12 protein-coding genes and 1 riboswitch are annotated in these 13,097 nt (G+C 67.4%); of the genes, 7 read left to right on the top strand and 5 right to left on the bottom strand.

From position 1 onward, the window contains the following. Positions 1-593: 593 nt before the first annotated feature. The 7 genes from HZB53_07645 to HZB53_07615 all read left to right on the top strand — a co-directional run bounded on the left by HZB53_07645 (position 594) and on the right by HZB53_07615 (position 8,696). Positions 594-3,161 carry a hypothetical protein gene (locus HZB53_07645; GenBank protein ID MBI5877506.1) on the top strand — a complete coding sequence of 856 codons (2,568 nt, stop codon included), beginning with the start codon at positions 594-596 and terminating at the stop codon, positions 3,159-3,161. An 89-nt stretch (positions 3,162-3,250) separates the two neighbouring features. Further along, positions 3,251-3,419: riboswitch (cobalamin riboswitch) on the top strand. Positions 3,420-3,544: 125 nt separating this feature from the next. Further along, positions 3,545-4,552: an iron ABC transporter permease gene (locus tag HZB53_07640; GenBank protein MBI5877505.1), complete on the top strand. Its 1,008-nt coding sequence runs from the start codon at positions 3,545-3,547 to the stop codon at positions 4,550-4,552. A gap of 102 nt (positions 4,553-4,654) precedes the next feature. After that, positions 4,655-5,488 (top strand): ABC transporter ATP-binding protein, encoded by an 834-nt coding sequence (locus HZB53_07635; GenBank protein ID MBI5877504.1) that lies wholly within the window; start codon positions 4,655-4,657, stop codon positions 5,486-5,488. Next, positions 5,485-6,021, top strand: coding sequence for a 2'-5' RNA ligase family protein (locus HZB53_07630; GenBank protein MBI5877503.1), 537 nt, complete (start codon positions 5,485-5,487; stop codon positions 6,019-6,021). The genes HZB53_07635 and HZB53_07630 overlap by 4 nt, the downstream gene beginning before the upstream one ends. Next, positions 6,018-6,587: a DNA-3-methyladenine glycosylase gene (locus tag HZB53_07625; protein MBI5877502.1), complete on the top strand. Its 570-nt coding sequence runs from the start codon at positions 6,018-6,020 to the stop codon at positions 6,585-6,587. Before HZB53_07630 ends, HZB53_07625 begins: the two co-directional genes overlap by 4 nt. A gap of 204 nt (positions 6,588-6,791) precedes the next feature. Next, a complete protein-coding gene (locus HZB53_07620) occupies positions 6,792-8,144 on the top strand; it encodes a hypothetical protein (GenBank protein ID MBI5877501.1) in 1,353 nt (450 codons plus the stop codon). Between the two features lie 150 nt (positions 8,145-8,294). Beyond that, complete coding sequence (locus HZB53_07615; protein MBI5877500.1) at positions 8,295-8,696, top strand: DUF3054 family protein; 402 nt, start codon at positions 8,295-8,297, stop codon at positions 8,694-8,696. 93 nt (positions 8,697-8,789) lie between these two features. Here HZB53_07615 and HZB53_07610 read toward each other — a convergent pair whose 3' ends face one another. From HZB53_07610 to HZB53_07590, 5 genes are read right to left on the bottom strand one after another with little or no spacing between them, the layout of a single operon-like run. Next, positions 8,790-9,515: a 4'-phosphopantetheinyl transferase superfamily protein gene (locus HZB53_07610; GenBank protein MBI5877499.1), complete on the bottom strand. Its 726-nt coding sequence runs from the start codon at positions 9,513-9,515 to the stop codon at positions 8,790-8,792. Further along, positions 9,505-10,287: a class I SAM-dependent methyltransferase gene (locus tag HZB53_07605; protein MBI5877498.1), complete on the bottom strand. Its 783-nt coding sequence runs from the start codon at positions 10,285-10,287 to the stop codon at positions 9,505-9,507. Before HZB53_07605 ends, HZB53_07610 begins: the two co-directional genes overlap by 11 nt. Before the next feature lie 58 nt (positions 10,288-10,345). Beyond that, entirely contained in the window at positions 10,346-11,533 is a 1,188-nt protein-coding gene (locus HZB53_07600) for a DNA double-strand break repair nuclease NurA (protein ID MBI5877497.1), read from the bottom strand. A 1-nt stretch (position 11,534) separates the two neighbouring features. Next, positions 11,535-12,407, bottom strand: a complete 873-nt coding sequence (locus tag HZB53_07595; protein MBI5877496.1) for an ATP-binding protein — start codon at positions 12,405-12,407, stop codon at positions 11,535-11,537. Beyond that, positions 12,292-13,095, bottom strand: a complete 804-nt coding sequence (locus HZB53_07590) for a hypothetical protein (GenBank protein ID MBI5877495.1) — start codon at positions 13,093-13,095, stop codon at positions 12,292-12,294. Before HZB53_07590 ends, HZB53_07595 begins: the two co-directional genes overlap by 116 nt. Between the last annotated feature and the right edge of the window lie 2 nt (positions 13,096-13,097).

Below are 13,097 nucleotides of genomic sequence, written 5' to 3'. Positions count from 1 at the left end.
CACGCCGCCGCACCAATCCCCGTTAGTTTTTCCCCTTCTCCCCCGCGCGCGGGGGAGAAGGGGCCAGGGGATGAGGGGGCGGCAGTTGCACTTGCGCAATCGCTATGAGGACATGGCCAAGTTGAAATAGTATTAGGTGTGTTTGCCAGCGCGTGCTAACCGTCCTATACTCTTCAACAATTTCAGGCACGGCATAACCTCGGGAGGGGGATATGCAAAAAGAGACTCGGCGCGTTGCTCGTTGCAGCCAGTGGAGAGTGCGCGACGGTTCTTCCTCGTCTTTCCGCGCCTCAACGCCCGACCCCCATGATCGTGCATGCCATGATCTCGCGGGTGTCTGCGGCTCCGTTACAGCGCTGGGCAAGCCGCTTTGCCCGACCTGTCTGTGCTCCGTCGCAATCGTTGCTGCCCATGTTCGGTTCGTAGAACGGTCTTCATGCTCGATCTGGCCGGATGACGGCCGCATTTCACCGCCCTGCGCCCGCTGGCCGCGCATCGGGACGGCGCCGATGCGCACCATCCGTGGATAGAACATAAGGCTCCACTATTTGGCGTGTGCCCGGATTGGCAGACGCCTACCCGGGAGGGTCCGAATGAACCGCAAACATCTACCCATCGTTGTGTTCGTCGCCCTCGCGCTGTCGCTCGGCGCCATCGGCGTGCTGGCGCAAGGGCCCCAGCCTATGGCGGTGCAGGCGATTCCGGGCTACGGCTTCGTGTATCAGGGCCGGCTGATAAACAACGGCGTTCCGGTCAACGGCAGTTGTGACGTCGCGTTCAGGCTGTTCGATGACCAGGCGGCGGGCGCGCAGGTCGGCGGCGCGCTGACGCCGACCGTGTCGGTTGGCAGCGGCCTGTTCCAGACAACCCTCGACTTCGGCGCCAACGCGTTCAATGGCGAGGCGCGCTGGCTGCAGATGAGCGTGCGCTGTCCGGCCGGCAGCGGCGCGTTTGCGGCGTTGTTGCCGCGGCAGGCGGTCGCGCCGGCGCCGTATGCGCTGGCGCTCCCGGGTCTGCGCACGACGCAAAGCATCACCGCGCCCAACGTCATCGGCGGCTACAGCGGCAACGTGATTTCGCCGACCGTATACGGCGCCACGATCGCCGGCGGCGGCCGGGGGCCGGTGTCGCCGAACCCGGCGCTGCCCAATCGCATCACCGCCGGTTACGGGGCCGTCGGGGGCGGGTTGTTCAATCAGGCCGGCGACGATGCCGGTACGGCCAACAGCGCATACGCAACGGTTGGCGGCGGCTCGGGCAACCGGGCGACGGGATGGGTCTCGACGGTTGCCGGCGGCGGATCAAACAGCGCGGATGGTGTCAATAGCGGCGTGGGCGCCGGCTACATCAATCACGCCACCGGCGCGTTGTCGTATGTCGGGGGCGGATGGGGGAACTACGCGAGCGCCATATACGCGCTTGTCGGCGGCGGCGCCAACAATGTGTCCGGCGATGAATACGCCGTGATCGCCGGCGGGCGCAACAATATCGTGCTGGACACCTTCGGGTTCATCGGCGGGGGCATCACCAATTCGATCCAGAGCCCGGGCGATTGGGCCGTGATTGGCGGCGGGGCGCTCAATGTGACGGGCCAGAACTACGCCGTCATCGGCGGCGGCTACAGCAACACGGTCAGCGCCGCCTACGGGACGATCGCGGGTGGCGACAACAACGCGGTGCACGGCCTCTTCGGGTCTATTGGCGGCGGATTGACGAACACGATCGGTCTGACCGCCTCCAATGCGGTGATCGGCGGAGGGCGCAACAACACGGCAGGCGCATCGTATGCGACGGTCGGCGGCGGCGACCTGAACCGCGCCCTCGGCAGCGAGTCCACCGTTGCCGGCGGCGTGGACAACGAAGCGAGCAACATCCAGGCGTTCATCGGCGGCGGCGAGCATAACATTTCGGCGGGCAACAACTCGGTCGTCGCCGGCGGCAACCGCAACGAGGCCATGGCGGGCGGCGCGACGATCGGCGGCGGCGACCACAACAAGGCGCTGGCAAACGACGCGACCGTGGCCGGCGGCTACACGAATATTGTCAGCGCGACGTACGGCACGATCGGCGGCGGCAATACGAACACCGTCACCGCGTATGCCGCCACGATTCCAGGCGGCGAGCGCAATATCGCCAGCGGGCAGTACAGCTTCGCCGCAGGCAGCCAGGCGCGCGCGCTGCACGACGGCGCCTTCGTCTGGGCCGATAACACCGTGCCCCCGTTCGCATCAACCGTCGGCCAGAGTTTTATCGTCCGCGCGGCCAACGGCGTCGGCCTGGGCACGAACGCGCCGGAGAACCAGCTGCATGTGGTGGAGAGCATCGCCTCGACGGCGACGCCGGCCAACCACGTCGCGCAGATCGAGAACAGCGCGAACAGCAACACGGCCGATGTGCTGGCGCTGAAGATCGCCTACACCGGCGATCCGCTCTCGAGCAATAACTACGTGACGTTCTTCAAGGGCGGGACCGATGTATCGGTCGGATCCATCGAGGGGAATGGAAGCGGCGGCGTGACGTTCGCCGGACCCGGCAACGACTACGCGGAGTGGCTGCCGCGTCTCGATGCGGGCGAGGTGATCCAGCCGGGCGAGCTCGTCGGCGTCGTCAATGGCAGGGTGACGAAGCAGACGCGGGGCGCAAGCCAGATCATGGCGGCGAGCGCGGGCGCGATCGTGTCGGGTAACGATCCGGGGCAGGATCGCCGGGGGGCGCACACGCTGATCGCCTTCATCGGGCAGGCGCCGGTCAAGGTGCGCGGCGTCGTGCAGGCGGGCGACTTTATCGTGCCATCGGGGCTGAACGACGGCGCGGGCATCGCCGTCGCGCCGGAGCAGATCACGGCGGCGCAGTATGCGCAGGTCGTGGGGCAGGCTTGGGAGATGTCAACTGACGCCGGCGTTAAGCTGGTTCGGGTGGCGGTGGGGCTAGCGCGCACCGATCCGACGGTGAGCCGGCTGGTGGCGCACACGCAGGCGCAGGCCGAAGCACTCGCGGGCATGCAGGCCAGCGTGACGGCGCTCGAAGCGCGCATGGCTGTCCTCGAGAAATCGACGGTTGCAGGCGTGCCGGACGCCGACTGGGTCGGCCGCAATATGCCGGGATTTGTTGCGCTCGTCGCGGCGCTGGCGGTGGTCTGGGCTGGCCGGCGGCGGGCCTAGCGCATCGGCGCCAGATCGACCGCGTCAGGCTCGCCGTGCCGCGATTTGTTGCGCGTCCGCCGTGCGCCTATAATCGAAGCTGTTACCAATTGCATACCCATTGCCCGGGTGCCTTGCCTGCAAAGGCAGGCTCAATAGGGGAAGTTCGGTGCCGCCATCGCGCGAATTCCGACGCTGTCCCGCAACTGTAACTAGTCACTAGTTGCTAGCAACTAGTCGCTAGGAGCCAGATCGCCTGCCCGGGTGTCCGTCATGCGCCTTCGAGAGAAAGGAGAGCGGGAGCCCGTGCAGACTCCATCCCCTTCTCATCCCGGAAGGGGATTTTTGTTTTGACTGGCAGTCATACAGACCGCGCCAGCGGCCGCGCGCGCAACGCCGGCGGGCTGGCGCTCGGCGCGCTGGTCATTGCGCTGATCGCCATCGTCGCGGTCGGGTTCGGCAGTGTCGCCATCCCGCCGTTGACCGTCCTGAAACTCCTGCTGGCGCAGTTCGCGCCGGGTGTGAGTGCGCCGGACTGGCCGGTCTCATACGAGACCATCGTCCTGCAGATCCGTTTGCCGCGCGTCGTGCTGGTCGCGCTGACCGGCGCGGCGTTGTCGATCTCCGGCGCGACGTACCAGGGGCTGTTCCGCAACCCGCTGGCCGACCCGTACCTGATCGGCGTCGCGTCCGGCGCGGGGCTCGGCGCGACGGTTGCCGTCGCGCTCGGCTGGAATGCCGGTTTGCTCGGCGCGACGGCGGTGCCGCTGGCGGCGTTCGCCGGCGCGACTGGTTCCGTCGTGCTCGTGTACGGGCTGGGCCGCGTCGGCCGCGCCACGCCCACCACCACGCTGATCCTGGCGGGCGTGGCGATCGGCACGCTCATGTCGTCGCTGTCCACCTTCATCATGCTGTCGATCAACAACCAGGCGGTGCGGGTGCTCGGCTTCCTGCTCGGCGGCTACGGCGGCGGCGACTGGGACGCGGTGACGGTCATTTTGCTGTTCACGCTGATCGGCTTTGCCGTGATGCTCGCGCTGGCCCGCCCGCTCAACCTGCTGCTGCTGGATGAGGAGCAGGCGCGCCAGCTCGGCGTCGACGTCGATCGCGTCAAACTGGCGCTGATCGTAGCCGCGACGCTGACGACGGCCACGGCCGTGTCGTTCAGCGGGCTGATTGGTTTCGTCGGGCTCGTCGTGCCGCATGCCGTGCGGCTCGTGTCGGGCGCGGATCACCGGCGGCTGCTGCCGTGGTCGTTCCTGGCGGGGGCGGGCTTCCTGATGCTGGCCGATTTGATCGCGCGCACGGCGCTCGCGCCGCAGGAACTGCCGCTCGGTATTGTCACGGCGTTCGCCGGCGCACCGTTCTTTTTGTACCTGCTGCGCCGCGCGAAGCAGGCGGCGTATTTTTAATTCGAAACAGCATCTCACCACAGAGACACAGAGGCACAGAGACTCTGGATTAGACTCTGTGTCTTTGTGCTTCTGTGGTGATCTTTGGCGCCGTTGATTGATATGGAACTTGAGATCAAGAACCTGACGGCCGGCTACGCGGCCCGGCCCGTCCTGCGCGATATCAACTTGCGCGCGGCGGGCGGCGAGGTGCTCGGGCTGATCGGCGCCAACGGCGCGGGCAAGTCCACGCTGGTGCGCGTCATCGCCGGGACGCTGTCGCCGCGCGCCGGCCGCGTGCTGCTGGACGGCGCGGACCTGGCGCGGCTCGATGCGCGCCGGCGCGCACAGCGGATCGCCGTCGTGCCGCAGGGCGCGCGCCTGCCCGACGCGTTCAGCGTGCTCGATATGGTATTGATGGGGCGCAACCCGTACCTCTCCCTGTTCGGCCGCGAGAGTGCGCACGACGTCGAGATCGCGCGCCACGCTATGGCGCAGACCGACATCGCGCACCTGGCGGATACGCCGGTCGGCGAGTTGTCCGGCGGCGAGCAGCAGCGCGTGCTGCTGGCGCGCGCGCTGGCGCAAGCGCCGCAAGTGCTGCTGCTCGACGAGGCCACGGCGCACCTCGACCTGAAGCACCAGTCCGACATCCTTCAACTGGCGCGGCGTATGGCGCGCGAGTGCGGCCTGATCGTGATCGCAGCGCTGCACGACCTCAATCTGGCCGCGCTGTACGCCGACCGGATCGCGCTGCTCTCGCGCGGCGCGCTGCTGGCGCTGGACACGCCCGAGGCGGTGCTGACCCCAGCGCTCCTGCAGGCGGCGTACGATGTGCCGGTCGTCGTCAGCCGCCATCCGATCCATCACACGCCGCTGGTGGCGCTGGCATCGGATCGGGACGGGGAAGGGCCGGCTGTGCAGCCGGATATTGAGCAGGCCAAGGTGATGCCATGAACGGTATCGTGTCACTACTGCCGCAGCCACAGTACGGCCAGATCGAGGCTTTGTGGGAGGAGATCGATAGGGCGTGCGGCTCGCGCGGCGTGTATGTCACGCCGTACCCGCACTTTTCGTACCAGATCGCCCCGCAGTACGCGCTTGACCGGCTGGACGCGACACTGCGCGCGTTCGCAGCGGACCGCGGGCCGTTTCGCGTGCGCACCGCCAACCTGGGCGTGTTCACCGGTGAGCGCCCGGTGCTGTTCCTCGCGGTCGTGCGCGACCCGGCGCTGACGGCGTTCCAGCAGGCGTTGTGGGAGGCGACGGTCGCGATCGGCGAGAATGTGTCGGAGCTGTACGCACCAGACCGCTGGGTGCCGCACATCACGCTGGCGTCCGGGGACCTGACCGCAGAGCAGCTGGCGGCGACGATGCAGACGCTGGCCGGGCGCGATTTTAGCTGGGAGTTCACGGTCGATCATGTCGCGCTGGTTCACGACGCGACCGGCCGCCAGATCGTGCATTCGCGGTACGAGTTCGGCGCATGACCGCCCGCTTGCGGCGCGCCTTCTTCGCGCGGCCCACACTGGCGGTCGCGCGCGATCTGCTCGGGCAGCGGCTGGTGCGCATCCATCGCGGCGAGCGCTTGAGCGGCATCATCTGCGAGTGCGAGGCGTACATCGGCGAGGCGGACACCGCCTGCCATGCGTGGCACGGGCGCACGCCGCGTACCGAGGTGATGTACGCGCCGCCGGGGCATGCCTACGTCTACTTGACGTACGGTATGCACTGGATGTTGAACTTCGTGACCGAGCGCGCCGACTTCCCGTCGGCCGTGCTGATTCGCGCCATCGCGCCATCGGAGGGCGTGGAGACGATGCGCCGCCTGCGCGGCCGCGAGCCGCTGTCCGACGGGCCGGCCAAGCTGTGCCAGGCGCTGGCGATCGACCGTGCGCTCAACGGCGCCGATATCACGCGCAGCGACGAATTGTTCGTCGAGCGCATACCGCGTGTGCCCGCCGCGCGCGTCAGCCGCACCACGCGCATTGGCATTCAGAACTCCGATCGCGTGGCGCGCGAGCGTCTGTGGCGCTTTGTGATTGACCCAGGATAGGACCGATCTGGCAATTGCGGACGAAGGTCATCGGGGCCGAGTGAGCGGCTCCGTTTTTTTTGCGCCTGAATTGCATCACGGGGGCATGACGAATGTCACGGCCGGGGTATTACAAACGCCCGCTGTCATCCGGCATCGAACGCGCTATGCTTAAGAGCGGATGGTCTGTCAATTGCGTTTGCATGCTTGCGAAAGGAGAACAGGATGAAACGGCCGATCAGAGCGCTCTGTGCGCTGGCGCTCGCGCTGCTGTTGCTGGGCGGGTTAACGCCCATCGCCCGCGCAGTGGACACCCGATCCGGTGAAAGCGTCGTCATTGGCGCGGGCGAAGTCATTGACGATGATCTGATGCTGTTCGCCAGCAATGTCGTCTTCAATGGCACGGTCAACGGCAATTTGATTGCCTTCGGCACGCGTGTCGAAATCAACGGTACCGTCAATGGCAATGTCATGGCGGCCGGACAAGCGGTAACGCTGAATGGGGCGGTGCGCGACTCTGTCTATGTCGCCGGCCAGTCGCTGATGATGGGCTCCAAAGCCGCGATCGGCCGCAACGCCAGTGTGGGCGGATTCGGCCTGCAAGTCGATGCGGGCAGCGCTATCGCGCGCGACCTCCAGTTTGGCGGTTACCAGGCGCTGTTGAACGGGACCATCGGGCGCGATCTGCGCTTCGCCGGCGGCGCGCTCGAACTGTGCGGCAAAGTGGGACGCGATATTGTCGCGGATGTCGGGGAGCCCGGCGCCGCCAATACGCCGCCCGTGTACATGGGGCCATACATGCCCACGATGGTGAATCCCGGCCTGCGGATTGCTCCAACCGCTGTGATCGGGGGCAAGCTGGCTTACAGCAGCCCGGTTGAACAGGCTGGTGCAATCATGAGCGCGCCAACCGGTGGCGTGTCGTTCCGGCTCCAGCCGCGCGCGGCCGATCGGCCGCAAGCCGCGCCGGATACCCGTGCCAATTACATCTGGGGCCGTGCGCGCGAACTGATGACCTTGCTGGTGCTGGCCCTGTTGGCTGCGTGGCTTGCTCCGACTGTGCTGGCCAAAGCATCCGAGCAGGCGCAGGCGCGGCCGTTGCAGGCGGCCGGCTGGGGTCTCGTGATGTTGATTGGCGGCTTCATGCTCGCCATTTTTGCCGGCATCGCGCTGATCGTCGTCGGCATCGTGGCGGCCTCGCTGACGTTTGGCGGGCTAGCCAATCCGGTGTTTGGCACCGGCTTCATGATCCTGGGACTGGCGTTCTCGCTGTTCCTGATGCTGATCGCGTTTGGCAGCAAGCTGGTCTGCGCGCATCTGATCGGGCGCGTGGTGCTGCGGCCGTTCAACCTGCCGTTGGCTGCGCACCGGTTGTGGCCGCTGCTGGTCGGAGTCGTGACGTACGTCCTGCTCGCCTCGATTCCGCTGCTGGATGTGGCCGTGTCGATCATCGTGACCCTGGTCGGACTCGGCGCGATGTGGTACGTATACAAAGATCGCCGCAACCTGCTGACGCCCACGCCGCAGGCTGCAGCGCCTCTCGCGATGCCCGGAACGCCCAAACCGGTCATGGGCTAATCCGCAAGCTACCGCGTACGGTCCGAAAACACCATGAGCGCAGACTCGATCAGTCTGCGCTCTCCTGTTATTGGGCGTGCGGCCTTGGCGGCCGCGCGGCAGGCCGTATAATCATCGTATGACGGCAAAGCTGCTTCTCAAGGAACGACCATGCATCTTTCTTCCCGCGCCCGCTGGGCGCTTGTGATCGGCGATCTGATTGCGCTGCTGCTCTTTCTGGCGGGCGGGCAGGCGCAACACAACACGGTCAACGCGGAGAACCCGCTGCTGGGATTGCTGCTGCTCGGCTCGTACTACGCGCCGGTCTGGCTCGTCACCGCGTGGCTGGTCAACGCGTACGCAACGGAGCACGCCGCCGCGCGCGTATTCATGGCGCGCTCGCTGAACGCGTGGCTGATCGCCGCGCCGCTCGCGACGCTGGCGCGCGCGCTGCTGCTGGGCAGCGCCGTGATCCCGGTGCCGTTCCTGCTCGTGACGCTTGGCGTCGGCGGCGCGATCGTGCTCGGCTGGCGCTTGCTGTACGGCGTGGTGATCTTGCGCAGAGCGCGGTAGCGGAGCGCGTGCAACGCGCCCGTACGGAGGTGAACGTAGGGGCACATTGCATGTGCCCGGGCCGCGTCCGTTTGTCCGTTGCTGTGTGCGTTGTCACGCCCCATCGTGGCAAGCGATCACCGGCATAGGCCCGGCGAAAGCCAGCGCCGCCTCATAGCCCGCGCCGGCGTCCAGCGCGACCAGCGACCATCTCGCCGCCTCGGCTGCATCACCCTGCACGGCCAGCAGGCGTGCCGGTTCGCCGGGCGCCAGCGATACGTCGAAGGAACTGGCCGGCAGCGCGAACCCCTCACCGCGCGCCTTCATATACGCCTCTTTGCGCGTCCAGCACGCGAAGAACGCCACGGTCTGCGCGGGCGCAGGCAACGCGCGCCACACACTAAGCTCGACCAGTGAGAAAAAGCGGGCCGCGACGGCCGCAAGATCCGCTACAGCGCGCACACGCTCTACGTCCACGCCGACTTCATGCTCCAGGGCGACGCCCACGAGCGCCATTTCGCCGCTGTGCGACAGGCTAAAGCTCAGTGCCTGGTCAACCAGGTACGGCTTGCCGTATGAGCCGGCGGCAAAGACCAGCGCCGCCGGATCGGCGTTAAGGTAGCGGGCGAGGATGGCGCGTAGTGCGCCATGCGCTGCGATGTACCGCTCCCGGTCGCGCACGAAGTGAAAGCGCGCGGCGCGTTCGCGCTCGGCACTGGATAGGCTGTTGGCGGCTGCGGCGTTGAGCGGCCCGTCAAGCGCAACTCGCCAGACGTGCACGCTGCCCGGGGCGAGCCGCAGATCGCGCGGCGCCGCCGGCCAGCCCGCGTCAGGCGGCATGGACTGCTGGCGGGTGCGCGATCAGCGTGAAGACGCGATGGGGGATGGCGAGGCGCTCGCCGGGGAACCGCTCGCCCAGCACCGACGCCAGTTCGGCGTCGAACGCCGCGACACCGTTCGGCGACAGCGATGCGCCGACGCCCGCGCTGGCCCGGATGCGGCCGCGCCAGCTTTCCGGCGTGTAGATCGCGTCCGTGTCGTAGGTGTACGATTCAAGCGCGCGATAGCCGCCCTCGCCGAGTTCGCGCAGCCAGCGCGGGTACATGCCCATGCCGCCGCCCATGTGCCAGGCCGGATTGTGCTTCTCGATCAACTGCTCGGTCGCCTCGACGATGTTGCCCTTCAACGGCAGCCAGTCGAAGTGCGCGATGACCAGCACGCCGCCCAGCTTCAGCGCGCGCGCCGCCTCGGCCATCGCGAGCGGGCGGTCGAACCAGTGCCAGCACTGTCCGGCGGAGACGATGTCGGCCCACGCGGCGGGCAGCGCGGTCCGTTCGGCGACCGCCACGCGATAGGTCGCGCGCACGCCGGCCTCCGCGTCGAGACGCATCGCCTGGCGCATGAGCGGCTCGGCGCGGTCGAGCGCGGTCACCTGGCAGCCGCGCCGCGCAAAGCCGCGCGCCACCGTGCCGGTACCGGTGCCGAGATCGACGACGCGCAGTCCCGCGCGCAGCGTGCCGCGCGCCGCCAGCCGCTCGAAGAACGAGTCGGGGAAGCCGGCGCGGTGCGTCGCGTAATCGGATGCAGTGCGGCCAAAGTTGATCGTAGTCATGAGTGGTGATTACATGGCAGACCTACAGGTTTTCAAAACCTGTGAGGTCTATGGGGGGTCAGATGGCGCGGACGCGCTTGCTGCGGTCTTTGGCGCCGCGCAGGCCGGTCAGGCCGTGCGCCGCCAGCGCGTCATCGATCATCAATTCGATCGCCTGCCGGTCGCCGGTCGGGATAACGGCGGTCTCGTGCGCTTCCTGCAGGATCGGCGGATACGGCGGGTAGGCGGGGCTGCGGCGGCACTGGTCCATGATGACCGCGTGCAGGAAGCTCGCGAGTTCGCTTTTGCGCATGACCCACTGCGGGGCCTCAACGCGCGCGATCTCGCCGCCCACGTTCAGGTAGAAGAACTCGATGGCGTGCGTGCCGTACTCGTTCAGCACCTGCGACGAGCTGCTGAAGATGTCGGAGCGTTCGCCGTCCTTGAGCCATCCGAACGCTTCGAAGTCGCGCACATGTTCCAGGTCGGCGTATGCGCGGCTGTCGGGGTTGCCGGGCTGGGCGTTATCTTTGTCAAACCTGCGTTTGACGGTCAAACGCAGCGAATTGACGACATCCTGCGTGCCGGGCTTGCTCAGATACGCGGCGACCGGAATTTGGGCTGCGTGGAAGCGGTCGAACAGCGCGCGATACTTGCCGATGAACTGCGCGCGCACCGCCTTCGATTGCGACTGGATTGGCCACAGGATCAGTGTGCCGTCGCTCAGCGCGACGCGCGGGTCGCGCGCCTGCGCGCTGGCGGTCTCCCACAGCGCGCGGAGTTCGGCGACGGCCATCTTCGCGCCGAGCACCGCGCCTTCGACCGGGACGGTCTGTTCGGCGTCTTCGTCATCGCTGCTGAAGTAGAGATCGCGATCGTCGTAGAACAGTTGCGCTCCGGTGGTCATGTCGGCAAACGGCTCGCGGCCGTAGCCGAGCGCCACGCGGCCGGTGTTCAGCACGTAGAAGCGCGCCGGGCTGTGCCGCTCGGGCGGGATGTTAGAGCCGTCGGCGGCGACCACGACGAAGTCGGCGGGCGCATCCGGCGCGGGGATCGCCACGCCCAGTTCTTCTACCGGTCGACCGGTCAGCCATGGCACGCGATTGCGGCCGCGCCGATGCTCGTCAATCGCCTCGCGCATCTCTCCCGGGGCTGTGCTCCGAATAAGCTCGTGCGCGAGTTCGATCCGGCGCTGCATTTCAGCGCCGGTAACCCGTTGCGTGAGTTGCTCGATCTGCGCGCTGATCTGGGTGAAATCGAGCGGCATCTCAGTCGGTCAGTCGAAAGTCGGGTGCCAGCAACTCAACCACGCGACTCAAGTGGCGGTTGAGCAGGCGCGAGCGGATGCGCGGCTCGACATCCTCGAGCGGGATGTTGGACGAGATCACGGTGGGCAGTGTCCGCTCGGTGCGGTAGTTGAGGATCAGGTACAACTGCTCGTCGGCCCACGGCGTGTCGGAGTGCGCGCCCCAGTCGTCGAGCACGAGCACCGGGAACGATTTGATCGTCTGCAGCCGCTGGTCGAAGTCGGGGTCGCGCCCGCTGCCGGTGTTGAAGCCCGCGCGCAGGAAGCCGAGCAGTTCCGGCACGTTGAGGAACAGCACCGGTTGGCGGCGGGCGATCAGGTCGTTGGCGATGGCGGCGGAGAGGTGCGTCTTGCCGACGCCGGGCCGGCCGTTGAGCACCAACCAGCCTTTCGGGTTCCGTGCAAACGCGCGCGCGCCGTCGAGCGCCGCGCGCACGTCGGCAAAGCCGTCGCGCATCCGAAAGTTGTCGAACGTCTTGTTCAGCAGGTCGCCGCGCAGCGAGGAGTTGCGCTCCAGGAACGGCCACAGCACGGCGGCGCGGCGGCGCGCGACCTTGTCGCAGGCGCACTCGGCGGGTTCGGCGGCGCCGTCGGGGCCGTTGCGATAGACGTAGCCGGTGCCCTTGCAGCGCGCGCAGACCAGGCCGCTGCCGTCGCAGCGGGCGCAGGACGGGTCCGGCTCGCGGCCGGCGCAGTCCGGGCACGCGATCGTGCCCGGCTTAGCCGCCCGGCTTGCCGCCGCCTCGCGCTTTGAGCTTGGCGTCCCAGTAGTCGTCGTAGTCTTTGTTGCGCGACCGCTTTGTTTCGCGATCTCGCTCGCTTTTCGAAAGCCCACGCGTGACCTTGCCCTTCTTTTCCGGTTTGGGGGTGCCGCGCCCCTTCAGCACGCCAACGACGTAGGCGAGGCTGCGCTTGTTCATGCTGGCGGCGATTTTGAACGCTTCCTGCCACTGCTCCGCGTCGCGATATTCCTGCACCAGGACGCGCAAATGGGCGGCCACGCTTTCGGTGACCACGCCGATCTCGCGCTCGTGCAGCTTGGAAACGGTCGCCATGACCGGATCGCTCAGATCGATTCGCGCGCGCGGCAGGCGTCCTTCGTCGTGCTTGGCTTCGGTGCGCTCGCGGCGCTCCAGCAGCGTTTCAAGGTACATTGGCGACAGCGGAATCTGCGAGCCTTGCGCCTCGTGCAGCACCTCGACCATGCGCCGCGCGCCGAACGTGCGGAAGAGCGCGATCAGGTTGAGCGTGTCGCCGTCGCCCGGCGGGTGTCCCGCCACCGGCGTGTACGCCTCGATGAAGCGCGCGAACTGCTCGCGCTCCGGCCCGTCGAGTTCGGACAGCAGCGCCTGTAACTGGCGTGCTTCGAGCGCCGGCGGCCCCTGCTCGTATTTTAGCACCAGCGCGCGCAGGGCGGCTTCCAACGCCTCGTCGAGGCCGGCAAAGTGCCCGGCCTCCACCAGTTTTTCGGCGTCGGCCAGCACGCGCCGCTCGATCTGTGCCTGCACGGTAACTCTGGGCATCG

Source organism: Chloroflexota bacterium, from assembly GCA_016235055.1.
Taxonomy (GTDB): Bacteria; Chloroflexota; Anaerolineae; order JACRMK01; family JACRMK01; genus JACRMK01.
This window is presented reverse-complemented; position numbering and strand designations above follow the sequence as displayed.